The sequence below is a fragment of the Pseudomonas sp. Irchel 3E13 genome (genome assembly GCF_900187455.1).
GTDB lineage: Bacteria > Pseudomonadota > Gammaproteobacteria > Pseudomonadales > Pseudomonadaceae > Aquipseudomonas.
Genome location: NZ_FYDX01000004.1, coordinates 74,430 through 101,289, shown reverse-complemented (window position 1 = coordinate 101,289; position 26,860 = coordinate 74,430). Strand labels below are relative to the sequence as shown.

Annotated in this window: 22 protein-coding genes and 2 pseudogenes; 14 read left to right on the top strand and 10 right to left on the bottom strand. The window is 65.0% G+C overall.

Going from position 1 to position 26,860, the window contains the following annotated elements:
- Window positions 1-36: 36 nt before the first annotated feature.
- The 6 genes and pseudogenes from CKW37_RS07480 (at window position 37) to CKW37_RS33550 (ending at window position 7,729) form a co-directional block, all read left to right on the top strand.
- Complete coding sequence (locus CKW37_RS07480) at window positions 37-1,893, top strand: hypothetical protein (protein ID WP_095155049.1); 1,857 nt, start codon at window positions 37-39, stop codon at window positions 1,891-1,893.
- Between the two features lie 264 nt (window positions 1,894-2,157).
- A complete protein-coding gene (gene ilvA / locus CKW37_RS07475) occupies window positions 2,158-3,720 on the top strand; it encodes a threonine ammonia-lyase, biosynthetic (protein WP_095155048.1) in 1,563 nt (520 codons plus the stop codon).
- 80 nt (window positions 3,721-3,800) lie between these two features.
- Window positions 3,801-4,949 carry an L-threonine dehydrogenase gene (gene yiaY, locus CKW37_RS07470; RefSeq protein ID WP_095155047.1) on the top strand — a complete coding sequence of 383 codons (1,149 nt, stop codon included), beginning with the start codon at window positions 3,801-3,803 and terminating at the stop codon, window positions 4,947-4,949.
- Between the two features lie 349 nt (window positions 4,950-5,298).
- Window positions 5,299-6,318 (top strand): LacI family DNA-binding transcriptional regulator, encoded by a 1,020-nt coding sequence (locus CKW37_RS07465; RefSeq protein WP_095155046.1) that lies wholly within the window; start codon window positions 5,299-5,301, stop codon window positions 6,316-6,318.
- A gap of 91 nt (window positions 6,319-6,409) precedes the next feature.
- A pseudogene (locus tag CKW37_RS33555) lies at window positions 6,410-7,192 on the top strand (PAS domain-containing protein); the annotation flags it as partial.
- 42 nt (window positions 7,193-7,234) lie between these two features.
- Window positions 7,235-7,729 carry a methyl-accepting chemotaxis protein gene (locus CKW37_RS33550; protein WP_256587715.1) on the top strand — a complete coding sequence of 165 codons (495 nt, stop codon included), beginning with the start codon at window positions 7,235-7,237 and terminating at the stop codon, window positions 7,727-7,729.
- Between the two features lie 46 nt (window positions 7,730-7,775).
- On the opposite strand, the gene CKW37_RS07455 is transcribed toward CKW37_RS33550, so the two are convergent.
- The 5 genes from CKW37_RS07455 to CKW37_RS07435 form a co-directional block, all read right to left on the bottom strand.
- Entirely contained in the window at window positions 7,776-8,975 is a 1,200-nt protein-coding gene (locus CKW37_RS07455) for an MFS transporter (protein ID WP_095155044.1), read from the bottom strand.
- A 58-nt stretch (window positions 8,976-9,033) separates the two neighbouring features.
- Window positions 9,034-10,083, bottom strand: coding sequence for a DUF3445 domain-containing protein (locus CKW37_RS07450; RefSeq protein WP_095155043.1), 1,050 nt, complete (start codon window positions 10,081-10,083; stop codon window positions 9,034-9,036).
- A 16-nt stretch (window positions 10,084-10,099) separates the two neighbouring features.
- Window positions 10,100-11,068: a PDR/VanB family oxidoreductase gene (locus CKW37_RS07445; RefSeq protein ID WP_095155042.1), complete on the bottom strand. Its 969-nt coding sequence runs from the start codon at window positions 11,066-11,068 to the stop codon at window positions 10,100-10,102.
- Window positions 11,065-11,670, bottom strand: a complete 606-nt coding sequence (locus CKW37_RS07440; protein WP_095155041.1) for a dimethylamine monooxygenase subunit DmmA family protein — start codon at window positions 11,668-11,670, stop codon at window positions 11,065-11,067. Before CKW37_RS07440 ends, CKW37_RS07445 begins: the two co-directional genes overlap by 4 nt.
- A gap of 239 nt (window positions 11,671-11,909) precedes the next feature.
- Window positions 11,910-13,334, bottom strand: coding sequence for a gamma-aminobutyraldehyde dehydrogenase (locus CKW37_RS07435; protein ID WP_095155040.1), 1,425 nt, complete (start codon window positions 13,332-13,334; stop codon window positions 11,910-11,912).
- A gap of 249 nt (window positions 13,335-13,583) precedes the next feature.
- On the opposite strand from CKW37_RS07435, the gene CKW37_RS07430 reads away from it, so the two are divergent.
- Window positions 13,584-14,336 (top strand): FadR/GntR family transcriptional regulator, encoded by a 753-nt coding sequence (locus CKW37_RS07430; protein WP_095155039.1) that lies wholly within the window; start codon window positions 13,584-13,586, stop codon window positions 14,334-14,336.
- Between the two features lie 62 nt (window positions 14,337-14,398).
- Window positions 14,399-15,148 carry a cache domain-containing protein gene (locus CKW37_RS07425; protein WP_095155038.1) on the top strand — a complete coding sequence of 250 codons (750 nt, stop codon included), beginning with the start codon at window positions 14,399-14,401 and terminating at the stop codon, window positions 15,146-15,148.
- Between the two features lie 89 nt (window positions 15,149-15,237).
- On the opposite strand, the gene CKW37_RS07420 is transcribed toward CKW37_RS07425, so the two are convergent.
- The 3 genes from CKW37_RS07420 to CKW37_RS07410 form a co-directional block, all read right to left on the bottom strand.
- Window positions 15,238-18,501: a transporter substrate-binding domain-containing protein gene (locus tag CKW37_RS07420; RefSeq protein WP_095155037.1), complete on the bottom strand. Its 3,264-nt coding sequence runs from the start codon at window positions 18,499-18,501 to the stop codon at window positions 15,238-15,240.
- 7 nt (window positions 18,502-18,508) lie between these two features.
- On the bottom strand, window positions 18,509-19,123 hold the full coding sequence (locus CKW37_RS07415) for a response regulator transcription factor (RefSeq protein WP_095155036.1): 615 nt from the start codon (window positions 19,121-19,123) through the stop codon (window positions 18,509-18,511).
- Between the two features lie 283 nt (window positions 19,124-19,406).
- A complete protein-coding gene (locus CKW37_RS07410) occupies window positions 19,407-19,997 on the bottom strand; it encodes a DUF4157 domain-containing protein (RefSeq protein ID WP_095155035.1) in 591 nt (196 codons plus the stop codon).
- Window positions 19,998-20,151: 154 nt separating this feature from the next.
- Here CKW37_RS07410 and CKW37_RS07405 point away from each other — a divergent pair, with 154 nt between their 5' ends.
- On the top strand, window positions 20,152-20,781 hold the full coding sequence (locus CKW37_RS07405) for a LysE family translocator (RefSeq protein ID WP_095155034.1): 630 nt from the start codon (window positions 20,152-20,154) through the stop codon (window positions 20,779-20,781).
- A 6-nt stretch (window positions 20,782-20,787) separates the two neighbouring features.
- Here CKW37_RS07405 and CKW37_RS07400 read toward each other — a convergent pair whose 3' ends face one another.
- The gene (locus CKW37_RS07400) at window positions 20,788-21,354 is read right to left on the bottom strand and encodes a TetR/AcrR family transcriptional regulator (RefSeq protein WP_095155033.1); all 567 of its coding nucleotides are present in this window, start codon (window positions 21,352-21,354) and stop codon (window positions 20,788-20,790) included.
- Between the two features lie 92 nt (window positions 21,355-21,446).
- Between CKW37_RS07400 and CKW37_RS07395 the strand changes: the two genes are divergently transcribed.
- Both CKW37_RS07395 and CKW37_RS07390 read left to right on the top strand, forming a co-directional pair.
- A complete protein-coding gene (locus tag CKW37_RS07395; protein WP_095155032.1) occupies window positions 21,447-22,181 on the top strand; it encodes an SDR family oxidoreductase in 735 nt (244 codons plus the stop codon).
- Window positions 22,182-22,234: 53 nt separating this feature from the next.
- The gene (locus CKW37_RS07390; protein ID WP_095155031.1) at window positions 22,235-22,825 is read left to right on the top strand and encodes a 2-hydroxychromene-2-carboxylate isomerase; all 591 of its coding nucleotides are present in this window, start codon (window positions 22,235-22,237) and stop codon (window positions 22,823-22,825) included.
- A gap of 28 nt (window positions 22,826-22,853) precedes the next feature.
- Here the strand turns inward: CKW37_RS07390 and CKW37_RS07385 are convergent.
- Window positions 22,854-23,760: pseudogene (locus CKW37_RS07385) on the bottom strand (helix-turn-helix domain-containing protein).
- A 175-nt stretch (window positions 23,761-23,935) separates the two neighbouring features.
- Here CKW37_RS07385 and CKW37_RS07380 point away from each other — a divergent pair.
- Genes CKW37_RS07380 through CKW37_RS07370 form a run of 3 tightly spaced genes read left to right on the top strand, consistent with a single transcriptional unit; the run spans window position 23,936 to window position 26,816 of the window.
- A complete protein-coding gene (locus CKW37_RS07380) occupies window positions 23,936-24,760 on the top strand; it encodes an SDR family NAD(P)-dependent oxidoreductase (RefSeq protein ID WP_095155030.1) in 825 nt (274 codons plus the stop codon).
- A complete protein-coding gene (locus CKW37_RS07375; protein ID WP_095155029.1) occupies window positions 24,757-26,487 on the top strand; it encodes an FAD-dependent oxidoreductase in 1,731 nt (576 codons plus the stop codon). Before CKW37_RS07380 ends, CKW37_RS07375 begins: the two co-directional genes overlap by 4 nt.
- Window positions 26,487-26,816, top strand: coding sequence for an NIPSNAP family protein (locus tag CKW37_RS07370; RefSeq protein WP_095155028.1), 330 nt, complete (start codon window positions 26,487-26,489; stop codon window positions 26,814-26,816). The genes CKW37_RS07375 and CKW37_RS07370 overlap by 1 nt, the downstream gene beginning before the upstream one ends.
- Window positions 26,817-26,860: the final 44 nt, after the last annotated feature.

The following is a 26,860-nucleotide window of genomic DNA, read 5'->3' as shown; positions in this document are numbered from 1 at the left end:
GAGGCTTACTGAAGTCCTTCTGAGAGGGGCTTCAACATGGCCAAACCTTCGCTGGCGCAACTGAAGTCCTGGCTTGCAAGCGGGCCCAGAGGCCTGGGCTGGGAGATGATCGTTGCCTATGATCGGGACATGATCAACGAACTGCTTCAACAGCAGTACATCCATCGGTTCAGCCAAAGCGACTTCATACCGGCAATTTCTCAAAGCATCGACCTCACGCACTCCACCGAACACATGCAGGGCATCAGGCTCAGGGCGCCGGTGGCTTCATTTGAAGGTGACTCGCTGCGCCTGAGCATGGACTGCATCAGCGGAACGATCATCACGGAGGTAACGATAACGGGCGCCGTGCCTTACATCGGCACGGTCCGAAACCTGCTGCCCGTTGGCGGGCCTCAACTGACCTTGGGCGTGCCGCTGACGGAACTGACCGGGCAGGTGGGTGACGGTCGAAGAATTGTCCTGGATATCAGCAAGGGCACCGAGTTCTCGGCCAACTTCGTGCTCGACACGCAGTCTCAGCAGGTAATTGGCCAGCGCTTCAAGCATGTCTTTCAGAGCCTGCCTGAAGCACAACGGACGTACGATCTGGGCCAGCTCGCCGATGATTTTCCCGTGCCGAAAAAGGTTGTCATGCGCGTCATGCCCGTCCCCGGAACGCGGGATAGCTCATCTTCCACGCTGGGAGGCGGCGCACTGCTGATGTTCGTGCGTTTCGAAAAGAACGCCGACGGTTCATTTCCTGGCCCGGACTTCCTGTACCCGATACCAGAGCACACCGCGTCCAAGCGCTACACGATATCGACCCTGACGTTCTGGGACTCCGCGAAGGAGTTTCCCGGGGATACCGGTGGAGGAGAACTCCCCGAAGTCAGGAGTAGCATCGGTTTTGGTGACCACTATCAGGTGTTAGTGAACGACATCAGCTTTAGTGGGCAACCGGCGGCGCATCAAGGGTGGTACGGCGACCTTCAACTGTCGAGCAGTGTGTATGACGTCACTCCGGCATTTCCGGTTATCTGGGCGGGGGCCTATTTCGGCTTCTCCACAGTACCTCCGGTGAGTAACTGGGTACTGAGCTGGAGTGCGCGTGGAACGGATCCGGCCAACAGCAACGTCGGCTCTATCAGCACCGTTGGCAATTACGTTCCGCCTGAGCCCGCGTCGATGAAGAGTGATTGCGAGAACGTCACGGTATCGGCCAGTTGGAAAGTCGCAGGGCGGGATTTGCGCTCTTGCGCACTGGTTTCCATTTTGAAACACCCCTTGGCGGTTTCACCGACGTTTGAGGTCTGCAGCGCCGGGAAGAGTGTCAGCATGACGGCGGCGATTCCCTCCTCGCACGCGTCGACGCTGTCCTGGCGGATTGTTTCCCCTGGCATGGGCGGAACGCTCGGTACAGCAACCAATCGACTGAGCTGTACCTACCAGGCGGCCGCTCCAGGCACGCAAAAGCAGGCCATTTATCTGGAGAGGGTGCGCGTCAAAAGCACGTATTCCCATGCCCCGGAAGACGAACAGGACATCACGATACTGGTACTGAACGTTACCCCCTCGGTGCCGATGTTCATCAGCGCGCAGAGCCAGCCTGAAACCAATCGCGTCCAGCTTCAGGTCCTGCGTAAAGGCGTTCCGGTCAATCTGAACGAGGTGGGCGACTATGTGCTTGAGCGAATGCTCATGCCCGCTACCTGCAACGTCACGGAGGACGGTATTTTTTCGGCGGCTTCCACGGCGAGCGGTATTGCCATCTTGCACCTGACAGTGCTCGATGACTTCTCCGACCATCACGGTTTTATTGTGCTTCCCCTGCCATTGTGGGCTCACGAGGATGTTATGCAGCGGACGAACCGGTCGATCATGCAACACGCCATGGCAAGATCACCGCACTGACCCGGCTCAGTTAACTTGGCACGGTATCGATGCCTTTCTCGCCCCCGGCAGGTGGCTGCCGGAAGCTTTTTGAATCAGTCGTTGACTTGGTAAAGGCACTTCGCTAGTTTCGCTGGTATGACGAACCTCCCGCTTGTGCCGACCCGCAGCATTATTACCGCCATTATCAGATTGGCGGGTTAGCTGGCACTTGCACCGAACCCGCCCTGGAGGCGGGTTCTTTCTCTCGACTCCTGGGCTTTTTGAAAAAACCAGGAGTTACCGATGACCAGCCTCACCGCATGCCCCAGTACAGCCGTTGGCGCACCGAACCTGCTGTCGGACTATGTGCGCCGGATTCTTGCCGCTCCGGTGTACGACCTGGCCATTGAAACCCCGCTGCAACCGGCCCGCGCCCTCTCGGCGCAACTGGGCAATCAAGTGCTGCTCAAGCGCGAAGACCTGCAGCCGACCTTCTCCTTCAAGATCCGTGGCGCCTACAACCGCCTCAGCCGGCTGACCCAGGCCCAGCGTGATCGCGGCGTGATCACCGCGTCCGCCGGCAACCATGCCCAGGGCGTGGCGCTGGCGGCCCGCGAGTTGGGCATTGTCGCCACCATCGTCATGCCGGAAACCACCCCGGCCCTCAAGGTCGAGGGCGTTCGCTCTCGCGGCGGCAACGTGGTGCTGCACGGCGACGCCTTCCCCCGTGCCCTCGCGCATGCGCTGCAACTGGCACAGAGCGAAGGCGCTACCTTCGTCCCGCCCTTCGACGACCCGGACGTGATTGCCGGCCAGGGCACCGTGGCCATGGAAATCCTCCGCCAGCAGCAGGGCCCGCTGGATGCCATTTTCGTCCCGGTCGGTGGCGGCGGCTTGATCGCCGGCATCGCCGCCTACGTCAAATACCTGCGGCCCGAGGTCAAGGTCATCGGCGTCGAGCCCCACGACTCCAACTGCCTGCAGGCGGCCCTGGCGGCCGGCGAGCGGGTGGTGCTGCCGCAGGTCGGCACCTTCGCCGATGGCGTGGCGGTGGCGCAGATCGGCGCGCATTGCTTCGATGTCTGCCGGCACTACGTCGACGAAGTGATCACCGTCAGCAGTGACGAACTGTGCGCGGCCATCAAGGACATCTACGACGACACCCGCTCCATCACCGAGCCGTCCGGCGCGCTGGCGGTCGCCGGGATCAAGAAATACGTGGCCGCCCGTGGCGTGCGCGGGCAGACCCTGGTGGCGATCGACTCCGGCGCCAACGTCAACTTCGATCGCCTGCGCCACGTCGCCGAGCGCGCCGAACTGGGCGAGCAGCGTGAAGCGGTGATCGCGGTGACCATCCCCGAGCGTCCTGGCAGCTTCCGCGCCTTCTGCCAGGCCCTGGGCCGGCGGCAGATCACCGAGTTCAATTACCGCTACTACCCCGGCAAGGAAGCGCGGTTGTTCGTCGGCGTGCAGACCCATCCAGTCAACGATCCGCGCGACGTACTGCTGGCCAGCCTGCGTGAACAGGGCTACGAGGTGGTGGACCTGACCGACAACGAACTGGCCAAGCTGCACATCCGCCACACCGTAGGCGGGCATGCCGGGCCGGGCGCGGACGAGCGCGTGCTGCGTTTCGAATTCCCCGAGCGGCCGGGCGCGTTGCTGGGCTTCCTCGAAAGCCTGGGCAAACGCTGGAACATCAGCCTGTTCCATTACCGCAACCACGGCGCCGCCGAAGCCCGGGTGTTCGCCGCCCTGGAAGTGCCGGCGGAGGAGCGCGAGGGCCTGCCGGGCGCGCTGGATGCCATGGGTTATCGCTATTGGGACGAGACCGATAATCCGGCATACCGGCTGTTTCTTGGCTGAATTGTCGTAGATCAACACGTGCTGGTCAGGACAGGTGGATGCTTGAAAGTACCGAGATAAAGCCACTGAGGGACAAGACCATGAGCAGCACGTTTTTCATTCCAGCCGTGAATATCATGGGTATCGGCTGCCTTGACGAGGCCATGGCCGCGATTGTCGGCTACGGCTTTCGCAAGGCCTTGATCGTCACCGACGCGGGCCTGGCCAAGGCCGGCGTCGCCGAGCGGATCGTCGAGCAACTGGCGCTGCGCGATATCGATGCCGCGGTGTTCGATGGCGCCAAACCGAACCCGAGCATCGCCAACGTCGAGCAGGGCCTGGCGATGCTGCAACGCGAGAAGTGCGATTTCGTGGTTTCCCTGGGCGGCGGTTCGCCCCATGACTGCGCCAAGGGCATCGCCCTGTGCGCCACCAACGGCGGCAAAATCGCCGACTACGAGGGCGTCGATCGCTCGGCCAAGCCGCAACTGCCGCTGGTGGCGATCAACACCACCGCCGGCACAGCCAGCGAAATGACCCGGTTCTGCATCATCACCGACGAAGCGCGCCACGTGAAAATGGCCATCGTCGACCGCAACGTCACGCCGATTCTCTCGGTCAACGACCCGGCGCTGATGGTCGGCATGCCCAAATCACTGACCGCCGCCACCGGCATGGATGCGCTGACCCATGCAGTGGAGGCCTACGTGTCCACCGCGGCGTCGCCGATTACCGATGCCTGCGCGCTGAAGGCCATCGAACTGATCAGCGCCAACCTGCGCCAGGCCGTGGCGGATGGCACCGACATGCAGGCGCGCGAGAACATGGCGTATGCCCAGTTCCTCGCCGGCATGGCATTCAACAATGCGTCGCTGGGCTATGTGCACGCCATGGCGCACCAGTTGGGCGGCTTCTATGACTTGCCGCACGGCGTGTGCAACGCGGTGCTGCTGCCCCATGTGCAGCGCTTCAACGCCCGGGTGGCCGCGGCGCGGCTGCGGGATGTCGCGGCGGCGCTGGGTGCGCAGGTGCGCGAACTGGACGCGGAGCAGGGCGCGGCGGCGGCGATTGCCGCGATCGAGCAACTGAGCCGGGATATCGACATCCCGCCGGGATTGGCGGCGTTGGGGGCGAAGGTGGAAGACGTACCGATCCTCGCGGCCAACGCCCTGAAAGACGCCTGCGGCCTGACCAACCCACGGCCGGCGAGCCAGGCGGAGATCGAGGCGGTGTTCAAGGCGGCGTTTTGAGTTTGGGTTGAGGGAGATTTCATCGTGACCAGGCGCTAGCCGAGGGTTTTTCTTCGCTCTCAAGATCGAGCGCTGTCCGCGCATCGCGAGCAAGCTCGCTCCTACAGTCGTGCATGCGCCAAGGCCCGCAACGCCATTTCCGCAGGCCATGGTGCGTTGCAACTTGTGTAGGAGCGAGCTTGCTCGCGATGCGCGGGTAGCGCTCGATCTCAAGAGCGCTGGAAAACTTCCGGCATACGCCTGGTGGCTACTACCCTCAATCACACCAAAACCTACCCGCCTGAATCCTTGCCAGCCCGCCGCCGCATCTCTAACCTTGCCGGTCTTTGCGTCTTGCCCCCGAGCCCCCATGACCCGCAGCACCTCCCGCACCACCGGACGTCCCACGCTGGCCGAAGTGGCCCGGCTTTCCGGGGTTTCCCCGATCACCGTGTCCCGCGCCCTGCGCGGTGTCGCCACGGTGGCGCCGGATCTGGTGGAAAAGGTCCGCGCCGCTGCCACTGAACTGGGTTACGTCGCCAACCCGGCCGCCCGCGCCCTGGCGTCGGCGCAGAGCCAGTCGGTGGTGGTGCTGATTCCTTCGCTGTCCAATCAGTTGTTCGTTGAAACCCTCGACGCCATTCATGACGTCCTGCGCCCTCGCGGCCTGGAAGTGCTGATCGGCAATTACCACTACGACGTCACGGTGGAAGAAAACCTCATCCGCAATTACCTGGCCTATCAGCCCCGCGGCCTGCTGCTCACCGGTTTCGAGCGTAGCGACGCCGCCCGACAGATGCTCGCCGCCAGCCGCGTGCCTTGCGTGCACATGATGGAACTGAGCCACGCGCCGGGAACGCTGTCGGTGGGTTTCTCCCAGCAAGACGCCGGTCGTGCCGTGGCCCGCCACTTGATCGAGCGCGGGCGGCGGCGCCTCGGCTTTATCGCCGCGCAACTGGATGCACGGGTTATGCAGCGCGCCGAAGGCTTCCGTCAGGCCCTCCTTGAGGCCGGGTTGTACGACCCGTCCCTGGAATTGCTGGTGCCGCAGCCGTCGTCCATCGGTCTGGGCGGTGAGTTGTTCAGCCAGTTGCTGGCCCGCCACGGCGATATCGACGGCCTGTTTTTCTGTAACGACGACCTTGCCCAAGGCGCGATCTATCAAGCACAACGCCAGGGCATCGCGGTGCCGGAACAGGTGGCGATGGTCGGTTTCAATGACCTGCCGGCCTCGGCCCATATGGTCCCGCGACTGACCTCGATCCGCACGCCACGGGCCGCCGTAGGCCATCACGCGGCGCAAGCGCTGCTGGCCTTGCTCGACGGAAAGAGTGGGCAAGCGCTCACCCGCGACCTCGGTTTCGAGCTGATGGTGCGGGAAAGCAGTTGATTAAAGCCGATAAGCGGTGCTGGCAGACTGCTTGCAGCGCGCTTTGGCGCATCTACGCTTAGCTCAATTCCGCCCATGGAGTGAGCGCGACATGTTTGACTCCCATCGCAAAACCGATCTTGCAGAAATCGAGCGGTGTAACCGGGCCTTGGCTGAGGCCAACGCGAAACTGGCCGCGATCAGCCGTTCCATGGCGATGATCGAGTTCAGCCCCGACGGAGTAGTACTCGACGCCAACGAGCACTTTTGCAACACCATGGGCTACCGCCTCGAAGACATCCGCGGTCAACACCACCGCATGTTCTGCGAGGAAGCCTTCACCAAGACCGAGGACTACCGCCAGCTCTGGCGCGACCTGGCGCGGGGCGAGCCGCGCAGCGGGACCTTTGTGCGACTGAACCGGCAGCACCAGGAAATCTGGCTCGAAGCCAGCTACATGCCGGTGTTCGGCACGGGCGGGCAGGTCACCAGCATCATCAAGGTGGCGACCGATATCACCGAACGGGTGGTTCACGAGCACGAGGCTGACTGCCTGCTCGAAGCCATCGGCCGCTCGATGGCGGTCATCGAGTTCACCCCCGACGGGCGGGTGATCAAGGCCAACGACAATTTCCTCACCACCATGCGCTACCGCCTCGACGAGGTGGTCGGCCAGCACCACAGCCTGTTTTGCCACAAGAGCGAAAGCGAGTCGCCGGCCTATAAGGCGTTCTGGGCCTCGCTCAACCGCGGCGAATACCATTCGCACCGCTTCGAACGGGTCAACAAGCTGGGGCAGATGGTCTACCTCGAAGCCTCCTACAACCCGATCTTCGACACCCATGGCCGGCTGTACAAAGTGGTCAAGTTCGCCAGCGACATCACTCAGCAGGTCTGCACCCAGCAATCCGCCGCCGAGGCCGCCCACGCCACCTCGGTGCAGAACGACGCCTGCGCCCGCAAGGGCTCGGAGGTGGTGCAGCAGACCGTGCACGTGATCGAAGAAATTTCCCACGACCTCAACGAAGCGGCGCGCAGCATCGATGCGGTGAGTCGCCAGTCGGAACTGATCGGACAGATTGTCCAGACCATCCGCGGCGTCGCCGACCAGACCAACCTGCTGGCGCTCAACGCGGCCATCGAGGCGGCCCGGGCCGGTGAGCACGGGCGCGGGTTCGCGGTGGTGGCCGATGAAGTGCGCAACCTTGCGGCGCGCACCAGCAAGGCGACGCTGGAGATTGTCGAGGTGGTGCGGCAGAACCACGACCTGTCGCTGAATGCCGTGGCCAGCATGCAGTCAAGCCTGAGCCGCACCGGGCTGGGAGTGGAACTGGCCAATGAGGCCGGGGAAGTGATCCTCGAGATCCAGCAGGGCTCGCAGCATGTGGTGGATGCGATCAGTCAGATCAATTCGACGTTGCAATTGCATTAGCCGGTCGGGGCCTCATCGCTGGCGAGCCAGCGATGGGGCCCTCAGCTCAAACAGCCGCCGCCAACTGCGCCACCACATGCTCCCGGCGAATCCGCGCCAGCGGCACGCTGACCAGCGCCAGGGTCAGGATCACCGTCACGGCGATGCCCCACGCTGCAAGGGTGAAGCCGCCGAGGGAAATCAACCCGCCAGAAATCGCCGGACCCACGGCCAGGCCGAGGCTGAGGAAGCTGCCGGCCGCCGCCACCACGCGACCTTCACGGTCCAGTTCCGCCGCGAGGCCGGTCAGGTAGCTCAGGGCGTAGAAATAGGTGATGCAGATGGTCATGACGCCGGCGGTGTACATGGTCTTGGAGTGTTCGCCCAGCACGTAGGCGAGGCTGGTGCCGCCGGTCAGCAGCACCGCGAGGATCACCGGGGTGCTCATGCCGAAGCGCTTGCCGATCATCGCCGCCAGCAGCGGGCCGATCAGGCCGACCACCGATTGCACCGACAACAGCACGCCCAGTTCGTCGCCGCTGTAGCCGACCATGGTGCCGATCCGTTCGACGAAGGCCCAGCCCATGGTGTCGCGGGCCTGAAAGACGAACATGGCGAGCATCATGCAAACCGCCGGCAGGCTCAGCAGCACATTGCCTTTGCCGCCGGCCGGGCTGGCGATAACGGTTTCCGGCAGCAGTGCCCGTTGGGCCATCGCCGGAATCGCCAGCAGCATCACTGCCATGGTCGCCGCCATCGCGTAATACAGGCCGGGCAGGCCGTACAGCGCCATGACCTTGGCGTAGCCCAGCATGACCACGATCATCAGCAGCACCGACAGCACGTTCATGTGCCCGGCGATGCGGTCCGGGTGTTTGGCGCTGGCCACCGCGGCGTTGCCGCAGGCCAGGGCCAGGCCCGCGCCGATGCCGGCGATGCAGCGCACGGCGGCGAGGGCGTAGAGGTTCTCGATGTTGGCGCTGACCAGGTTGGCGGCAATCGCCAACAGGGTGCCGGCCAACGCCAGCGTGCGGCGTGGCGCGCGGCCCATGAACGGCGCGACCAGCAGCGAGGCGAGCATGGTGAAGCCGAATTCGGCCGACATCAGCAGCCCGGCCTGGGCTTCGTTGAGTTGCAGGTCGTGGATGATGGCGCTGATCAGGAACGGCAGGGCCCAGAGGCCCAGCAGGCCAACCCCGTAGGCGGACCCCGCGGCGGAGAACACCAGGCTCCAGCTTTCAGGCAGGACGTTGCGTATTGTTTTCATTGTGTATTCCCGGAGTGCACGCAAAAAAGCGCGCCATTATCGGCGCGCTGATGGAGTTTTACTGCTGACTTTCGTCGACTGGCGTGCCGTCGTCGTACTGCGACAGCCAGGTCACCATGGCCTCGCGGTAACGGGTGAAGCCCTTGTAGTCCACCAGTTCCTGGTCGAGGTCGCGGATTACGCGGTGCATGCGCTTGGCCCATTGCGGGGCGAACTCGGCCAGTTGAGCGAGGCTGACCAGGTAGGTGCGTACCGGGAACAGCACGGCGTTGCTGCGCGGCAGGCGGTGCAGCGGTTGCAGCTCGATTCGCAGGTTGACCAGCTCGCCGGCATTTTCCGCGGTGACGATGGTGCGGTCCGGCGCCCAGTCCGGCAGGGTCTCGGCGGAGGTTTCCAGGCGCGGGTTGACGGTGATCGACCAGTTGGTGCGGCGCACCGGGTGGCCGGGACGCAGGCGCAGGAGGAATTTCAGCGCGCGCTGCAGGATGCCCATTTCATGCAGCTTGGGCACCGGACCGTGGAATTCCATGAAGCTCATGCCGAGGTTGAAGCGCAGCGAGTAGTCGGCGCGCTGGGTCGCCATGCCGGCGCCCATCACCAGGGTGTCGTCACGCTCTTCGAGGAGGATGAATTCGCCCTGGGCCTGACGGGTGATGTATTCCATCGGGTCCATCGGCAGGGTGCTGGCGTCGCCGAACACGAAGGTGTCGTCGAGCTGCAGCGGACGGTTGATCCAGTGCCACTGGGTGCCTTTCTTCTCGAGGGTGAAATGCTCGGGGTAGTCCCGGGAATAGGACTCCATCAGCAGTTCCAGCAAGTCCCACTGCGCTTCCATCATGTGCGGCAGGGCGGCGTAGTGCACGCCCGGCTGGCTTTCGAGGATCTGCGCGCGGTGATGGCATTCGGAGATGTAGTGTTCGTCGATGTCGAACTGGCCGCGCAGCGCGCCCTCGCCGAACGGTACATGCGGTTCGACGTTCATCGAGTACATGTACTGGTCTTCCGGGTAGGGGAAGGGCAGGCGCAGCACCGCATCGCGGCTGTTGCTGTAGGTGAAGTCGCTGGCGTCGACGTCGGCGTAGGTTTCGATCGGCTTGAATACGGTCATGTGTTGTCTTCCTGTCTCAGAGGTCTACGACCAGGCGGCTGCAGTTGGCGCGGGATACGCAGGGCATGAATTTGCGCTTGCTCAGCTTGTCTTCGTCGCTGAGCCAGTCATCGCGGTGGTCGAGTTCGCCCTCGACTTCCAGCACTTCGGTTTCGCAGTAGCCGCAGGCGCCGCCGCGGCACAGGTACGGCACGGTGTAGCCGGCCTGTTCGGCGGCTTCGAGCAGCGACTGTTCGGCCGGCACTTCGATGGTCACGCCCTGGCGCGCCAGGGTGACGCTGAACGGCAGGCCGTTGGAGCCTTGCTCGACGAAGCGTTCGTAGTGGATGTGGCTGTCGGTCCAGCCCAGGGCGTGGGCGCTTTCGACGGTGTCGTCGATCATGCTGTCCGGGCCGCAGACGTAGACGTGGCTGCCCAACTGACGGCCGGCGAGGATGCGCGGGATGTCCATGCGCTCGTCCTCGCCCTGCACATACAGATGCACCCGGGCGCCGTAGCGGGCTTGCAGTTCGCGACCGAGGGCGAGGTGTTCCGGGCCACGCACGGCCAGGTGCAGCTCGAAGGTGGACTGCTTGAGTTGCAGCTCTTCCAGTTGCGAATACACCGGGGTGATGCCGACGCCGCCGGCGATGAACAGGTGCTGGCGGGCGTGCTTGGCCAGCGGGAACAGGTTGGCCGGTTGCAGGATTTGCAGCAGGTCGCCTTCGCTCACCTGGTCGTGCAGGTAGCGCGAGCCGCCGCGGCCTTCGCTGACCCGGCGCACGGCGATCTGGTAGGCGCTGGCGTCGTAGGGCGAACTCATCAGCGAGTAGGCGTTGCGGTGAGTCTTGTCGCCGTCTTCGAGGACCACCACCACATGGCTGCCGCCGGAGAAGGCCGGCAGGCTCTTGCCGTCCGGATCGACCAGGGTGAAGCGGGTGATTTCCGGGGTCAGCGGTTCGATCCGGGCCACGCGGACGGCGAGGGTGCCGTTATGGGTATTCATGTGTCGAGCTCCTCGGCAGCGGGCAGTTCGCCTGGGACTTCGCCGTCAGCCTTGATGCCCTGGAAGGCGGCCAGACGACGGGAATAGTGGTCGCGTACCACGAGGTTGAGCTGGCAACCGGGGCAGGTGAAGACACGCTGCGCGACGTTTTCGGTGTAGGTGTCGCAGTGCGCGCACCAGACCCGGCGAACCAGGGTGCCGCTGTGTTCACGCAGCACTTCGTCGCGGTTCAGGTCGACTTCGTTGGCGGCCTGCATGGCGGTGCCGATGAAGCTTTCCGAGCCGCTCAGGTACAGGCGGGTGCCCATGTGGGCGGCGCCGAGGCGTTCGCGCAGGGCGTCGAGCAGCGCCTGGTTGCTGGGGAACACTTCCAGTCCCGCCACGTCGGCGTCTTGCAGGTCCTGCAAGTGGGTGTGGCCGGAGAAGGATTCGGTGGAGTAGAGCAGGGCGCTGTTGTGGCGCTGTTCGGCGGACATGTCCGCGATCAGGCGCAGCATGGCCGCGCCGCCGCTGCCCTGGCCCGCGATCAGGTGGCGCAGGCCGCCCGTCATGGGTTGCAGCCGGTCGTAGACCGGACGGCTCTTGATGCCGGTGATAAGCATGGGTGACACACCTCGTAAGTCGTTACCCCGGTTTTGGGCCGGTTGGTAACAATGGCGACCGGTTTCTGCTTCGTGTCGGGGATAAAGCAGAACCTATGCCATATTGCCTATGGTTTTATATGTTTTATCGTAAAGGCCGGTTTTGGGCCGGTTTCATCAGGTGTTGCAAAGGTGAAGGGTGGTGCCGGCGACCGGATCGGTGCCGCGAAATGGGGCGCAAGGCACCCCTTCGGTGCGAATCAGTGCTTGAACATCACGTGGCGGACGCAGGTGTAGTCTTCCAGGCCGTACATCGACATGTCCTTGCCGTAGCCCGACTGCTTCATGCCGCCGTGGGGCATTTCGCTGACCAGCATGAAGTGCGTGTTGACCCAGGTGCAGCCGTATTGCAGGCGCGCGGCCAGGCGGTTGGCGCGGCCGACGTCGCGGGTCCAGACCGAAGAAGCCAGGCCGTAGTCGGAGTCATTGGCCCAGGCCAGGGCCTGCGCTTCGTCGTCGAACGGGGTGATGCTGACCACCGGCCCGAAGACTTCGCGCTGAACGATTTCATCGTCCTGGCGGGCATCGGCCAGAACGGTCGGCTCGAAGAAGAAGCCCGGGCCGTCGACGCGGTTGCCGCCGGTGACCACACGGATATGCGGCTGCGCCTTGGCGCGCTCGACGAAACCGGCCACGCGCTCAAGGTGATCGCGGGTGATCAGCGGGCCGAGTTCAGTCTCCGGGTCGTCCTGCAGGCCCATGCGCAGGCTTGATACCGCCTCGCCCAACTGGCTGACAAAGCGCTCGTAGACGCCTTTCTGAACATAAAGGCGGCAGGCAGCGGTGCAGTCCTGGCCGGCGTTGTAGAAGGCGAACGCGCGGATGCCCTCGACGGCGGCGTCGATATCGGCGTCATCGAAGATCAGCACCGGTGCCTTGCCGCCCAGTTCCATATGGGTGCGCTTCACGCTGCTGGCGGTGCTGGAAATGATGCGCGCCCCGGTGGCGACCGAACCGGTCAGCGAGACCATGCGCACCTTGGCGTGATTGACCAGTGGCTCGCCGACGCTCGGGCCGCGACCGAAAAGGATGTTGACCACGCCGGCGGGGAACAGCTCGGCGATGATTTCGCCGAGGGCCAGGGCGGTCAGCGGCGTCTGCTCGGACGGCTTGAGCACCACGGCGTTGCCGGCGGCCAGGGCCGGGGCGAGTTTCCAGGCGACCATCATCAGCGGGTAGTTCCACGGCGCGATGGAGGCGACCACGCCCAGCGGGTCGCGGCGGATCATCGAGGTGTGGCCCGGCAGGTATTCGCCACCCGCGGAGCCCGACAGGCAACGGCTGGCACCGGCGAAGAAGCGGAAGACGTCGGCGATGGCCGGGATTTCATCGTTGAGGGCGGCCTGATAAGGCTTGCCGCAGTTCAGCGATTCGAGGCGGGCGAGGGTTTGCGCTTCGGCCTCGATGCGGTCGGCCAGCTTGAGCAGCAGGTGCGCGCGGTCCTTCGGCGGGGTCTGCGACCAGCCGTCGAACGCCTGGTCGGCGGCCTGCACTGCGGCGTCAACCTGAGCGCTGCTGGCTTCGGGGATGTTCACCAGAACGCTGCCCTCGGCGGGGTTGTACACGGCGTAGGGAGCACCTTGCCCATCGATCAACTGGCCATTGATCAGGAGTCGGGTTTGCATGGCGTATTCCTTGGTTGGATTTGTTGACGGAAATCGCTGATGCAGGCGCGGACGTCGTGGATGCTCGCGTTCCTGCTTTAAACATATGAAACCATATCTTAAAGTTTGATGCTTGCCAACTGGCTTGAAAAGGCTAAGTCGAGGCGAATTCGGTGCTATCAAGCGTCCGCTTCTTCGCTATAAGATGCGGGATTGAATTTTTTCGCCGAGGCTGGCTTCAGGCTCTGCAATGCTCGATAGGGAGAGGCAATGACTGCCCTTAATAGTGCTCGTAACACCGCATTCATCCGGCTGCGCCAGGAAGGGCGCACCGATGAGGTGGCGCGCCGGCTGGTGGAGGCCATCGAACTGGGGCTGTTCGCCGAAGGCCAGCAGTTGCCCAGCGAGGCGGAACTGGCGCTGCAACTGGGCGTGGCCACCGTCACCCTGCGCGAGGCGCTGGTGGTGTTGCGCCAGCGCGGGTTGATCGAAACCCGGCGCGGGCGTAACGGCGGCAGTTTCGTCTGCGCGCCGATCGAGTTGCCCGAGGCGCTGCTGCTGCAACGCCTGCGCGACATGAGCGGCCCGGACCTGCGCGACCTGGGCGATGAGCAGACCGCCATTTCCGGCACCGCCGCGCGCCTGGCGGCCCGGCGCAGTTCGCCCGAGCAGCAGGCGCGCATCGCCCATCACATCGACATGCTCCGACAAGCGGCCTCGCGCCAGGCACGGCACCGCGCCGATGCCCGTTTCCACATCGAGGTGGCCGCGGCCGCCCAGTCGCTGCGCCTGACCAACGCAGAGATGCGCTTGCAATCCGAAGTGGGCGAACTGTTGTGGATGGACGCGGCGGGCGGCAGCGATGTGGCGGTGGTCGAGCAGGAGCATCAGGCCATCTTGCAGGCGCTGGTCGCGGGAGACGCGGTGCTGGCCGGCGCGCTGGCCGAAGCGCATGTCAGCCGCGGTATCAAGCGCCTGATCAGCCTGCGCCTGGAACTGCTGGCCGAAACCGATGAAGACTGAAATGGCGTGACACAACGCCTGATGACATAACAAGAAATGCCGAACCTGCGTGAGGTAGTGCCATGTTTGCCCTTAGCGATAACGCGTCCTTTTCGGCCTGCGCCCAGCAGCTGGACAGCACCCTGGGGACTATTTTCAACCAGGTCCGCGAGTTGGTGGAGGACACCCGCTCGCTCTGGGAGCGGGTTCTGGCCGAGGGCCGGCAGCCCGCCGCGAAAGACCTGGCGTCCTTGCGCCCGGCCATCGACCGCCAGTTGCTCGCGACCGGTGCCTTTGGTTGCGGTGGCGGTGTGATCGTCGAGCCCAACTGTCTGGCCGACCGGGAAATGCACCTGGAATGGTGGTACCTGGCGGACGGCGGCAAGACCCTGCCGCTGCGGCCCAATTTCGACCGGCGCCGCGAGAATTACTACGACTACACCGAAATGCCCTGGTACCGCCGTCCCCGCGATACCGGCAAGAGCGTGGTGGAGGGGCCTTACGTGGACCTCTACGGTACCAACCTGTACGTGTTGACCTTCACCATGCCGATCATGGTGCAGGGGCGCTTCATTGGCGTGGCCGGGCTCGACCTGTCGCTGCACAACGTCGAACGCCTGCTGGTGCGCAGCTTGATGCGCCTGGACCACGAGGCGGTGCTGCTGTCCGCCGATGGCCGGGTGATCGCGTCCAACACGGCCAACTGGATGGTCGGGGATCTGGTGTCGACGTTGCTGAGCAACATGCAACTGGACGAGATTCGTTTGACCTTGTCGGAGTCGGAGACGGGGTGGTCGCTGGTGCGGTTGCCGGGGTTGCGCAAGGCGCTTTGATCTTTTATTGCGAGTATCGCGAGCAAGCTCGCTCCTACAGGGTTCAATCGCAATCCTGTAGGAGCGAGCTTGCTCGCGATGCGGCCCCATCAATCAAGCCTGCGCAACAACCTCTCCAAACTCTCCTCCAGCCGCCCCTTCAGCACCTGCAATTCCCCATCCCCCAACTTCTGCGCACACCCTCGTTCCAGCGCATCGCAATGCGCCACCAGCCCGCGCGCCTTGAGCATTTTCATGCCGCCGCGAATCCGGTGGACCAGTGCCTTGAGCGCCGGTCGCGGCGAGTCCGGGCCGAGGGCGCGCAAGGCAGCAAGGTCCAGGGTGGTGCTGTGGGCCAGTTCGGCGATCAGGCGCTGGATCAGTTGCGGGTCGTTGAGGGTCAGGTGACGCAGTTCATCGAGGTCGAAACCGCTGTCGTCCTCGCTGGCTGCCATGGCGGGCGTCACGTCCAGCCCGCTCAGGTGCTGGCGCAAGGCGCCAAGGCCGATGGGCTTGAACAGGCAGTCATCCATTCCCGACGCCAGGCAATGCTCGCGTTCCTCGGCCTGGGCATTGGCGGTCAGGCCGAGGATCAGGCAGCGGCGCCGTTGGCTCGCGGCCTCTTCAGCGCGCACCGCCTGGGCCAGCTCATGACCGTCCATGCCCGGCATATTGCAATCGGTGATCAGCACGTCGAACTGGCCGTCGCGCCATAGCTGCAACGCCGCGCTGCCGTCGCTGGCCTGGCTGACGCGGTGGCCGAGTACGCCGAGTTGCTTGTCCAGCAGCATCAGGTTGGCCGGGTAGTCATCCACCACGAGGATGTTCAGCGCTGGGCTGTTGGCCTGCGTCTCGCTGGTCACTTGCGCGCGCTCCAGCGGGCCGGCCCACGGCAGGCTCAGGTCGATCACCACCCGGGTGCCCTGGCCGGGTTCGCTGGAAAGCCGCAGCGCGCCGCCCATCAATTCGCACAGGGTCCGGCTGATCACCAGGCCCAGGCCGGTGCCCTGGCGCGCCGGCTGCTGGCCGACCTGGGCGAACGGGCTGAACAGTCGCGCCTGATCGGCGGCGCTGATGCCGATGCCGCTGTCCCGCACGCTGAGTTCGATGCGGGCATTCAGGTCGTCGCTCGCCGCCTCGATGTTCAACTCGACCCGCACCACGCCGTGTTCGGTGAATTTGATGGCGTTGCTCAGCAGGTTGGACAGCACCTGGCGCAGCCGCAGCGGATCGACCAGCACCGACCGCGCCGGGCCGCGCAGGTCCAGTTCCAGGGTCAGGCCCTTGAGCCGGGCGCTGCTGTCGAAGACTTGCGCGGCACTGCGGATCAGCAGCGGCAGGTCGGTAGGTTCGAGTACCAGGGCCATGTGCCCGGACTCGATGCGGGCGATGTCGAGCACGTCACCGATCAGTTCCAGCAGCCCGCTGGCGGAGTCGAACGCGACCTGCAACGACGGTTGGTCGATGCGGCCCTGGGCGGCATCTTTCAGGGCCAGTTCCAGCAGGCCGATCACCGCGTTCATCGGCGTGCGGATTTCATGGCTCATGGTGGCGAGAAACGCACTCTTGGCTTGGTTGGCGTTGTCGGCCTGTTCCTTGGCCTGGCGCAGTTCGAGCAGCAGTCCTTCGCTGATTTTCAGTTGCCGTTGCAGCGCCTGTTCGGCCTCGGTGCGCTGGCCGATCAGGCGGCGCAGGTAGCGGTTCCAGAACACCACGGCGGCGATCAGCAGGCCGGCGACCACCAGAATCTGCAGCACCAGCCCGCGGTAGTTGCGCCACGGGTTGTCGCTGATCAAGGCATTGGTCCGCCAACGGTTGGCAAGCTGGGTCATCTCATCCGGCTCAATGCTGAGCAGGGTCTTTTCCAGGATCGAATGCAGCAAGGTGTTGCCGTGGGCGGTGGCGAACGCGGCGGTCGCCGGGGTGTCGTCGAGCAGCGCGGCGATGCGCAGGCGGTCCTTGAACAGCCGGCTGATGAAATAGGCGGCGTTGATCTGTGAGCTGATGGCGGCATCGGCGCGGCCCTGAGCGACGTACTCCATCAACGCCAGCGGGTCATCGACTTCCACCAGTTCGATAGCCGGGTGCTCGCGGCGCAAGGTCTGCGCGTACGGCGTGCCACGGATCAGCGCCAGGCGTTTGCCGGCCAGCGCTTCGGCGGTGTCGGGGGCATTGGCGTGGGCGGCGGTGACCAGCACCCGTGGCGTGGTCAGGTAAGGCCGGGTGAAATCAAGGGTACGGGCGCGCTCGGCGCCGTAGGGCAGGGTGCCGACCAGATCGGCCTGACCGTCTTCGACCAACTGGATCATCTCCGGCACCGAGGCCGCTTCGACGACCTGGAAGTCGAGGCCGGTGCGCAGGCCGATCTGTTCCAGCAGGTCGGCGGTGATGCCGCGAAACTGCTGTTTGTCATCAATGAACGTCAGCGGCGCAAAGTACTTGTTGATCGCCACTCTGACCTTGGGATTAGCGCGGATCCACGCCAGTTCGTTCGGCGTCAGGACCAGCGCGCCGCGGTTGAGCAGGACGCTGTTGAGGCCGCTGCTCCAGCGCCGGGCGACATTCATCCGGTCGCTTTCCGACAGGCTGTCGAGGGCCTGGTTGAGCACCCGCAGCAAGGTGCTGTTGTCGTGTTCGAGGGCGAAGTTGAAGGACGAGCGCAGCGGTTTGACGTAGTAGCTGATCTGCACGCTGTCGCGGTAGTGGTTGCCGATCAGGTAGTCGGCGCTGATGGCATCGCCGATGAAGGCGTCGGCATCGCCCTGGGTCAGGGCCGACAACGCGGCCATGCTCGACGCATAAAGCTGCAGGTTCGCGCGGGGATAGACCTCGCGGATGCGTTCGGCCGGCAGGTAGTGATCGACCATCGCCAGGCGCAGCTCGGCGAGGTTATCGTCGGGGTTGCGTGGTTTGCCCAGTGGCGTGGCGATGACCGCCTGATCCTCGGCGTAGGGCAGGCTCGACAGCAACTCGCTGTCGGCGCCCTCGAAACCGTTGGCGCTGCCCAGCAGGTCGATTTCGCCACGGTGCAGGGCCTGGATCGCCTGGCTGCGGTCGGGGTAATGCAGCACCTGGACGCCGACCTGGAGCTGCTCCGCCAGCAGCCCGGCGTAGTCGGCGGTGAGGCCTTCGTAGTCGTGCTGGCTGACGTTGATGTCGAAGGGCGGGTAGTCCGGCGCCGAGGTGCCCAGGCGCAGGACTTTCTTGCGTTCCAGCCATTGCCGGTCGGCGCTGCTGAGGATTGGCGCCGCGCTGCTGCTGACCGAACGATCGAGCAATTCGCGCTGGGTCACCGGCTCGCTGGCCTGCAGCGGCGCGGGCAGCAGCAGGAGCAAACCGCCGAAGCCCCAGGCGCAGAACAGATGGGCGTTCATGAGCGCTTCAGAGCATTTCGTGGCGGTTGGCCAGGTCGAGCAGTTCCGCCAGCGAGCGGACCTGGAGCTTGTCCATGATGCGGGTCTTGTAGGTGCTGATGGTCTTCGCGCTGAGGATCATGGCGTCGGCGATTTCGTTGTTGCTTGCGCCTTTGGCCAGTTGCCGCATCACCTCGAACTCGCGATTGGACAAGCGCTCCAGGCGCTCGGCCTCGGAGTTGGAGCGGGGCGCCATGCGCAGGGCGTCGGGCAGGTAGGAGTAACCGTTGAGCACGGCCTTGAGCGCGCCGCTGAAAATCTGCAGGTCTTCGTCCTTGCGCACGAAGGCCGACGCGCCGGCTTCGATGCAGCGCTTGGCGAACAGCCTGGGCGGCAGCCCGGTGAACACCAGAATCCGTGGTGGCGGGTCCAGGGCACGCAGGCGTTCCAGCACGCTGAGGCCGTCGAGCCGCGGCAGGCCGAGGTCGAGAATCACCACATCGGGGCTGTGTTCCTGGCTCAGGCTGACGGCGGTGACGCCGTCGTGGGCCTCGCCGACGACCTCGTAGCCTTCGCGCTCAAGCAGCAGGCGAGTGGCAAAACGAATGGTGGGGTGATCATCGACGATCAGAATCTTGTGCATCGCAGGCCCTGCATCAGGAATGGATTTTTCCCGAGTCACTCAGGAGAGGAAACCGCCGGTTCTGACGGGCCGCTCACGATACGTCGAATCAGGTTCGATGAGTACGAGGAGTATAGAGGCGTGGAACAATTCCGGCTGGATAGATGAAAAGTCCTACAGGAACTGTGAATAGTCTGTCAGTGGTACACGGCGCCAAGGGCGTTGGGCGCCGGGTGTGTTGCTGACGGGGCAGGGGGAATTGTGCTGACACGCCGTTTCCCCTTGAGTCGCTTGAAGGGTCGGCTCAATGCGCCGGATGCGCGGCGAGGGTGGCGCCCGGCGCCAGTTTGAGCGCTTTGCCGACCTCGGCCTGGATCGCATAGGCCGGCGCTTCCACCGCATCGAAATTGCGCGTGTAGCGCGCGGCGAACCCTTCCACGCCCCATTGCTGGTATTGCTGCACATGCTTGAGTTCGTGGGCCCACAGGGCGACGTTGTCGCGGGCGTCCTCGGCAGTGCGGAAGACGATCACGTCGACCAGGGTCACGGCATTGACATCGGGGTTCTGCAGGAAGGCGCTGGCCGCGTCGAGTTGCTGGGTGTTGCCGACCTGATAGCGGGCGGCATCGAGCACCTGGAAGTCGTACCAGCGCTCCAGTTGCGCGCGGATGTGCAGCGGAATCGGTTCGACCCCGCTGGCCACGGCGCTGTCGCGTGACAGCGCGAGCCAGTTGGCCAGCCCCGAAGAGGCCATGCGCGTGACATTGTCGAGCAGGGTGAACAGGTCATCGGCCTGGCCCGTCGCCGGTGTGGCGGCGGATGCGCCAGGCGCGGCGCCGAGCGCCAGGCACAGCAGCAGCGAGGGGCACAGCCTGAAGGGAACGCGGAGGGACATGTAGCTCCTGCCGGGGATCAGCGGCGAATGTCGGGGATGTGCAGTTTGACCGGTCGCGCAAACTTTAGTTACTGCCGTCCGACAAATTGTCCGGGGGCTTGAGTGGGAAGGGCGGCGCAGGCATCCTTCGCGCTTTGATCTGCCTGGAGCCGTCATGGACGCCTCGACCCTTCTGCTGTACGTCATCGCCGCCAGCGCGGTGATGGTCACGCCCGGCCCGGCGATGCTGCTGGCCCTCAACAACGGCGCCAGCCACGGCATGCGCGTGGCCGGCTTCGGCATGGCCGGGGCGATGCTCTCCGACCTGATCCTCATTGGCGCCGTCGGCTGCGGCCTCGGCGCCTTGCTGCAGGCGTCCGAACACTTGTTCAGCCTGGTCAAATGGGTGGGCGCGGCCTACCTGCTGTATCTCGCGGTGATGCTCTGGCGTGCGCCGGTGCAGGCGTTGAGTACCAGCGGCACGGCGGTCGCTGTGAGCGGTCGTTCGAGCTTTCTGCGGGCGCTGTTCGTCGGCCTGTCCAATCCCAAGGGCTTGCTGTTCTTCTCGGCATTCCTGCCGCAGTTCATTCGCCCGGACCAACCGGTGTTGCAGCAGTACCTGGTGCTCGCGGTTGTCACCGCGTCGCTCGACTGCCTGGTGATGATTGTCTATGCCCTCGGCGGGCGACACGCGGTACGTGCCTTCTCGGCGCGGGTGATGCAATGGATCAACCGCGGCTGCGCCGGCATGCTCGCGGTGCTGGCGGTGGGTGTCAGCCTGTACCGCCGCAACGACCTGCACTGATTCCCCTCACGGCACTTGCTCCAGCGCCTTGCGCGTAAATCCCCGGCTGGCCGCCAGCACGGCCTCCCGGGTGTCTTCCCCGGCGAGCATCCGCGCCACCAGCAGCGCCCCGACACACTGACTCAGCAGCACCCAGGCCAGGGCTTCGTCCTTCAGCGTGACAGCCCACGCCTGGTGCAACGTTTTCAGCCAGTGCTCGGCTTCTTCCCGCACCTTGATATCCGCCCGGGCGATTTCCGCGCCCAGGGCCGGAATCGCGCAGCCGTTTTCCGGGTTGTGCAGGTGGGCCAGGCTCAGGTACTGGTCGAGGCAGCGCTGCAGCTTGTCCCGGTTCAACTCGCCGGCCTGGGTCTGCAGGTTGATGAAACTGTGGGACAGCTCCTCGCGGACGATCTCGCTGAACAGGTCGTCCTTGGACGGGAAGTGGTTGTAGAAGGCGCCGCCCGTCAGGCCGATGGCCTTCATCAAGCCGGCCACGCCGGTGGACGAGAACCCGCCCTGCTTGGCCAGGGCGCCGCTGCTTTGCACCAGCCGCTGCCGGGTCTGTTCCTTGTGGTCGTTGGAATAGCGCACCTGGGAAATCCTCTGTTACACGCTTGACGAATGTGCGGATCGTAGCATAGCGTTCGTTCACTAAACGATCATTCATCAATGAGGCGACACCCATGACCGATAACAACAAGAAAGTCGTACTGGTGATCGGCGCTGGCGATGCCACGGGCGGCGCCATAGCCAAGCGGTTTGCCCGTGAAGGCTATATCGCCTGCGTTACCCGGCGCAGTGCCGACAAGCTGCAACCGCTGCTGGATGAAATCCGCGCCGAGGGCGGCCAGGCCCACGGTTTTGGCTCCGATGCGCGCAAGGAGGAGGAGGTCGCGGCTCTGGTGGAGGAGATCGAAAGCAGCATCGGCCCGATTGACGCCTTCGTCTTCAATATCGGCGCCAACGTGCCTTGCAGCATCCTCGAAGAAACCCCGCGTAAGTACTTCAAGATTTGGGAAATGGCCTGCTTCGCCGGCTTCCTCACCGCGCAGGCGGTGGCCCGGCGCATGGTCACCCGTGAGCGCGGCACCATTCTCTTTACCGGCGCCACCGCCGGTTTGCGCGGCGCCGCCGGGTTCGCCGCCTTCGCCGGGGCCAAGCACGGCATCCGCGCCCTGGCCCAGAGCATGGCGCGGGAGTTGGGCCCGCGTGGCATCCACGTTGGCCATGTGGTGGTGGATGGCGCCATCGACACCGCGTTTATCCGCGACAGCTTCCCCGAGCGCTACGCGCTCAAGGACCAGGACGGCATCCTCGACCCCGCGCATATCGCCGACAACTACTGGCACCTGCACGCTCAGCCGCGGGATGCCTGGACCTTCGAACTGGACCTGCGCCCGTGGATGGAGCGTTGGTAAGCCCCGTCGCTCGCCCTGGAATGACCCCATCTGCGCACAAGGACCTGAATCTCATGAGCAAGACCGTCGAATTCTTCTTCGATCTCGGAAGCCCGGCCAGCTACCTGGCCTGGACCCAACTGCCGCGGCTGCGTGCCGAGCACGGCGCCAACGTGGTACTGCGCCCGATGCTGCTGGGCGGCGTATTCCAGGCCACCGGCAACAGTTCGCCGGCGACCGTCCCGGCCAAGGCCCGCTACACCTACGCCGACTTCCAGCGCTATGCCGCCCGTTATGGCGTGACCCTGCGTTTCAGCCCGCATTTCCCGATCAACACCCTGACCCTGATGCGCGGCGCGATCGGCGTGCAATTGCGCCAGCCGGAGCGTTTCGAAGATTACCTGGCGGCGATGTTCACGGCGTTGTGGGTGACCGGGCGCAACCTGGGTGAGCCGGCCGTGGTGGCCGAGGTGCTGACAGAGGCGGGGTTCGAAGCGGACGGCTTCGTCGCCCTGGTGGGCGATGCCGAGGTCAAGGCGGCGCTGAAGACTGTGACCGAAGAAGCGGTGGCCCGCGGGGTGTTTGGTGCGCCGACGTTCTTTGTCGGCGAGCAGATGTTCTTTGGTCAGGACCGCCTGGACTTTGTGGTGGACGCCCTGGGCTGATCGGCCGTCGCGCGCTGGGCGGTGTCCTTCACGAACACCGCGCCAGCGCCGGCCGGGGTTTGCCGCCGCCGCGAAAGTCGCTCGGGCTCATCCCGGCGTGCTTGCGGAAGAACCGGCTGAAGTAACCGACATCGACAAAGCCCAGCTCATGCGCGATGCCTTTAACGCTCAGATCGGAATGCCCCAGGCCGCGCTTGGCCTCCAGCACCATGCGGGCGTTGATCACGTTCATCGGGGTCATGCCCAAGTGTTCCTGGCACAGGCGGCCGAGGGTTGCGACCGTCATGCCCAGATCGCTGGCGTAGGCGTTTAGCGGGCGATGCTCGCGAAAATGCATGTCCACCAGTTCGCGGAATGCAGTGAGCTGCTGGCTGCGACGGGACGGCACGCGGTGTTGCGCGTCATCGCCGCCCAGGTGCTCGTGGCGCAGGGCCTGGACAAACAGCGCCAGCAGCAGCGACATGCTGCACGCCACATGCTCGCGGGCCCGGTTGTGGTACTCCTCGCTCAAGGCGCGGCACAGCGGCAGCAGCGGGTCTTCGTCCTCGCGCCAGTGCGGCAGGGCGATCACATGGGGGTTTGCGAATCTGGCTCGACAGGCTAGGTGCCAGCGCCTGGGCGATGCTTTCCAGCGGATGCTGCGCCGCCGTGATGACCTGGCCCTCGACCTGGCCGGCCCAGTGGAAACCATGCACCACCTGGGCGGGCACGAACACCACGCACGGCGCCTGCACCGGCACCCGGTCGCTGTCGAACAGCACTTCACCGCCGCCGCTCTGCACGTAGAGCAACTGCAACAGGCCGTCATGGCGGTGGGCGGTGATTTCCCAGTTGTGGGCGCCGGAGCGTTTCGAGATCGACTCCACATGCAGCGACTCATGCCACACCGGCTGGGCCGTCTCGCCGTAGAGGGCGTAATTGGGGATCTTGTTCATGTTCTTGTAATTGTGTGATCGCGACCCGGCCACTGTGCCACAGCCCTGGCCGGGCATCAGGCGTGGCCGGCAATTTTGTCGAAAATGTCTGGACGGTTGCAGGTTTTGTCCATTCTTGCCGCAGGGCCGCGGTCCTAGTCTGTTCGCCAGAACAAGCGACACTCTGGAGAGCAGCATGAATAACAACACTTCCTCCCATTGGCTGGGCCTGGACGCCGCCGTTTGCGTGGTCACCGGCGGTGCCGGCGGGATTGGCGCGGCGCTCGCGGCGGCATTGGTGGAGCAGCAGGCCCATGTGGTCCTGCTGGACCGCGACGCCGATAAATGCCGCGAACTGGCGGCCACCCTTGGCGAACACAGCGTCGGCGAGGTCAGCGCCTTGGCCTGCGATATCGCCGACCCGCGCAGCGTGGCCGAGGCGGCGGCCAAGGTACAGGCGCTGCACGGCCGTTGCGATGTGCTGGTCAACAACGCCAGCGTGCTGCGTCCGGGGGCGCTCGAAGGCCTGGACCTCGATCACTGGAATCAGGTGCTGGCGGTCAACCTCAGCGGCTATCTGCTGTGCGCCCAGGCGTTCGGCCGCTCGATGCTGGAGCGCGGTAGTGGCCGCATCGTCCATATCGCTTCGATTGCCGCCCATTTCCCGCAGCCCAACAGCGGCGCTTATAGCGCGGCCAAGGCCGGGGTCAGCATGCTGTCGCGCCAGCTCGCGGTGGAGTGGGGGCCGCGCGGGGTGCGCAGCAACGCGGTGTGCCCGGGCTTGATCCGCACGCCGTTGTCGGCGGCGTTCTACGCCGACCCGGAAATCGAGCGCCAGCGCAGCGCCATGACTGCCAATCGCCGTATCGGCGAGCCGGTGGATATTGCCCAGGCGGCGCTGTTTCTTGCCAGCCCGCGGGCCGACTACATCAACGGTGCCGAACTGACGGTGGATGGCGGCCTGGAAAGCATGCCCATGGCGCTGATTCCGCGTCCCGGTTTCGAGGGCGCGCGGTCATGAACGAGAGATGCTGCGATGTGCTGGTGATTGGCGCCGGTGCCGGTGGCCTGGCCACCGCGATCACCGCGAAGAAACACGGGCTGGACGTGCTGGTCATCGAGAAGGACGACTGCTTCGGCGGCACCACGGCGTTTTCCGGTGGCGTGCTGTGGGTGCCGGGCAATATTCACGGCAAGGCCCAGGGCGCTGGTGACAGCCGGGAAAAGGCCCTGACCTATCTGCGCAATGAAACCGGCGCCTGCTTCGATGAGGCCGGGGTCGAGGCGTTCCTGCGCTACGGCCCGGAGATGGTGGAGTACTTCGAGCGGGAAACGGCGGTCAAATTCGTCCCCACCCTGTACCCGGACTACCACCCCGAAGTGGGCGGCGGCCTCGACATCGGTCGCTCGATTCTCGCCGCGCCCTACGATATCCGTGGCCTGGGCGCGGACATGGCGCGCCTGCGCCCGCCGCTCAAGACCATCACCTTCATCGGCATGATGTTCAATTCGTCCAATGCCGACCTCAAGCACTTCTTCAACGTCACCCGTTCCCTGACTTCGTTCGCCTACGTCACCCGGCGCCTGTTGACCCACCTCAAGGAGCTGGCGCTGTACCGCCGTGGAACCCAGGTCACCAGCGGCAATGCCCTGGCGGCGCGGCTGGTGCGCTCGGCGCTGGACCTGGGCATCCCGATCCTCACCGGGACGCCGGCTCGCCAGTTGCTCAGCGAAGGCGGGCGGGTCACGGGCGCGCTGGCCAGCGAAGGCGGGCGTGAATTGCGCATCAATGCCCGGCGCGGCGTGGTGCTGGCCTGCGGTGGTTTCTCCCACGACCTGCAACGGCTGAAACAGGCCTATCCCCATGTGCGTCGCGGTGGCGAGCATTTCTCGCCGGTGCCGGCGGGTAATAGCGGCGACGGCGCGCGCATGGCCGAAAGCCTCGGCGCGCGGGTGGAAATCCGTCTGCAGGCGCCCGCTGCGTGGATGCCGGTGTCCAAGGTGCCCATGGGCGGCGGGCGCTATACCGCGTTTCCGCACTTGCTCGACCGCTACAAACCGGGGGTGATCGGCGTGCTGCGCAGCGGCCGGCGTTTCACCAATGAATCGGACTCCTATCACGATGTCGGCGCGGCGCTGATCGACGCCTGCACCGGAGAGACGGAAACTGCCATGTGGCTGGTCTGCGACCGGCGCACCCTCGGCAAATACGGCCTCGGCTACGCCAAACCGGCGCCAATGCCTCAAGGCTCGCTGCTGCGCAACGGCTACCTGTTCAAGGGCCGCACCCTCGCCGAACTGGCGGCGCGCACCGGCATCGATGCCCAGGGGCTGGAGCAGACCGTCCGCCAGTACAACCTCGGTGCGGTAAAGGGCGAGGACCGCCAGTTCGGGCGCGGCACCACCACCTTCAACCGCTACCTGGCCGATCCCGCGCACCAACCGAACCCGTGCGTGGCGCCGATTGGCGAAGGCCCGTATTACGCAGTGAAAGTGATCATGGGCGATCTCGGCACCTTCGACGGCATCCGCACCAGCGTCGTTGGCGAAGTGCTTGGCGCCGACCAGCGGGCGATTGCCGGCCTCTACGCGGTGGGCAACGACCGCGCGAGCATCATGGGCGGCAACTACCCCGGCGCCGGCATCACCCTCGGCCCGATCATGACCTTTGGCTACATCACCGGCCGCCATCTGGCCGGCGTCGACCAGGGCCTTGACGATGCCGGTGCTGCGCAGGAGGTGGCGTGATGGACAAGGCCATCGTCGATCACCGCATCTACACCATCAGGCCACGGTGCATGGCGGCCTTTCTCGACGCCTTCGACCAACTGGCGATGCCGATCCTGCTGCGCCACCTCGGCGCGCCGCTGGCGTTCTACACCAGCAGCATCGGTCCGCTGAACCAGGTGGTTCATCTATGGGGCTACGACAGCCTCGACGATTTCGAAAAACGCAGTGCCGCGCGCGACGCCGACCCGGATTTCGCCGCCTACCTGCACGCTACCCGCGATCTGGTGCTGGCCCAGGAGACCCGCATCATCAAGCCCGTGCACCTGCGCAGTCTCGACCGCCGTTGAGTTGCCGACCGCCGCACGCCCACACGCGTGCGGCGGATTTCCGC

What these genes read in the sequence shown, in the direction of transcription:
- CKW37_RS07370 (WP_095155028.1), top strand. Translation starts at nt 26,487, where the DNA reads ATGGACAAGGCCATCGTCGATCACCGCATCTACACCATCAGGCCACGG.
- CKW37_RS07480 (WP_095155049.1), top strand. Translation starts at nt 37, where the DNA reads ATGGCCAAACCTTCGCTGGCGCAACTGAAGTCCTGGCTTGCAAGCGGG.
- CKW37_RS07440 (WP_095155041.1), bottom strand. Translation starts at nt 11,670, where the DNA reads ATGCTTATCACCGGCATCAAGAGCCGTCCGGTCTACGACCGGCTGCAA.
- CKW37_RS07450 (WP_095155043.1), bottom strand. Translation starts at nt 10,083, where the DNA reads ATGACCGTATTCAAGCCGATCGAAACCTACGCCGACGTCGACGCCAGC.
- CKW37_RS07410 (WP_095155035.1), bottom strand. Translation starts at nt 19,997, where the DNA reads ATGTCCCTCCGCGTTCCCTTCAGGCTGTGCCCCTCGCTGCTGCTGTGC.
- CKW37_RS07435 (WP_095155040.1), bottom strand. Translation starts at nt 13,334, where the DNA reads ATGCAAACCCGACTCCTGATCAATGGCCAGTTGATCGATGGGCAAGGT.
- CKW37_RS07405 (WP_095155034.1), top strand. Translation starts at nt 20,152, where the DNA reads ATGGACGCCTCGACCCTTCTGCTGTACGTCATCGCCGCCAGCGCGGTG.
- CKW37_RS07465 (WP_095155046.1), top strand. Translation starts at nt 5,299, where the DNA reads ATGACCCGCAGCACCTCCCGCACCACCGGACGTCCCACGCTGGCCGAA.
- CKW37_RS07445 (WP_095155042.1), bottom strand. Translation starts at nt 11,068, where the DNA reads ATGAATACCCATAACGGCACCCTCGCCGTCCGCGTGGCCCGGATCGAA.
- CKW37_RS07415 (WP_095155036.1), bottom strand. Translation starts at nt 19,123, where the DNA reads ATGCACAAGATTCTGATCGTCGATGATCACCCCACCATTCGTTTTGCC.
- CKW37_RS07420 (WP_095155037.1), bottom strand. Translation starts at nt 18,501, where the DNA reads ATGAACGCCCATCTGTTCTGCGCCTGGGGCTTCGGCGGTTTGCTCCTG.
- ilvA (WP_095155048.1), top strand. Translation starts at nt 2,158, where the DNA reads ATGACCAGCCTCACCGCATGCCCCAGTACAGCCGTTGGCGCACCGAAC.
- yiaY (WP_095155047.1), top strand. Translation starts at nt 3,801, where the DNA reads ATGAGCAGCACGTTTTTCATTCCAGCCGTGAATATCATGGGTATCGGC.
- CKW37_RS07375 (WP_095155029.1), top strand. Translation starts at nt 24,757, where the DNA reads ATGAACGAGAGATGCTGCGATGTGCTGGTGATTGGCGCCGGTGCCGGT.
- CKW37_RS07390 (WP_095155031.1), top strand. Translation starts at nt 22,235, where the DNA reads ATGAGCAAGACCGTCGAATTCTTCTTCGATCTCGGAAGCCCGGCCAGC.
- CKW37_RS07425 (WP_095155038.1), top strand. Translation starts at nt 14,399, where the DNA reads ATGTTTGCCCTTAGCGATAACGCGTCCTTTTCGGCCTGCGCCCAGCAG.
- CKW37_RS07380 (WP_095155030.1), top strand. Translation starts at nt 23,936, where the DNA reads ATGAATAACAACACTTCCTCCCATTGGCTGGGCCTGGACGCCGCCGTT.
- CKW37_RS07395 (WP_095155032.1), top strand. Translation starts at nt 21,447, where the DNA reads ATGACCGATAACAACAAGAAAGTCGTACTGGTGATCGGCGCTGGCGAT.
- CKW37_RS07430 (WP_095155039.1), top strand. Translation starts at nt 13,584, where the DNA reads ATGACTGCCCTTAATAGTGCTCGTAACACCGCATTCATCCGGCTGCGC.
- CKW37_RS07455 (WP_095155044.1), bottom strand. Translation starts at nt 8,975, where the DNA reads ATGAAAACAATACGCAACGTCCTGCCTGAAAGCTGGAGCCTGGTGTTC.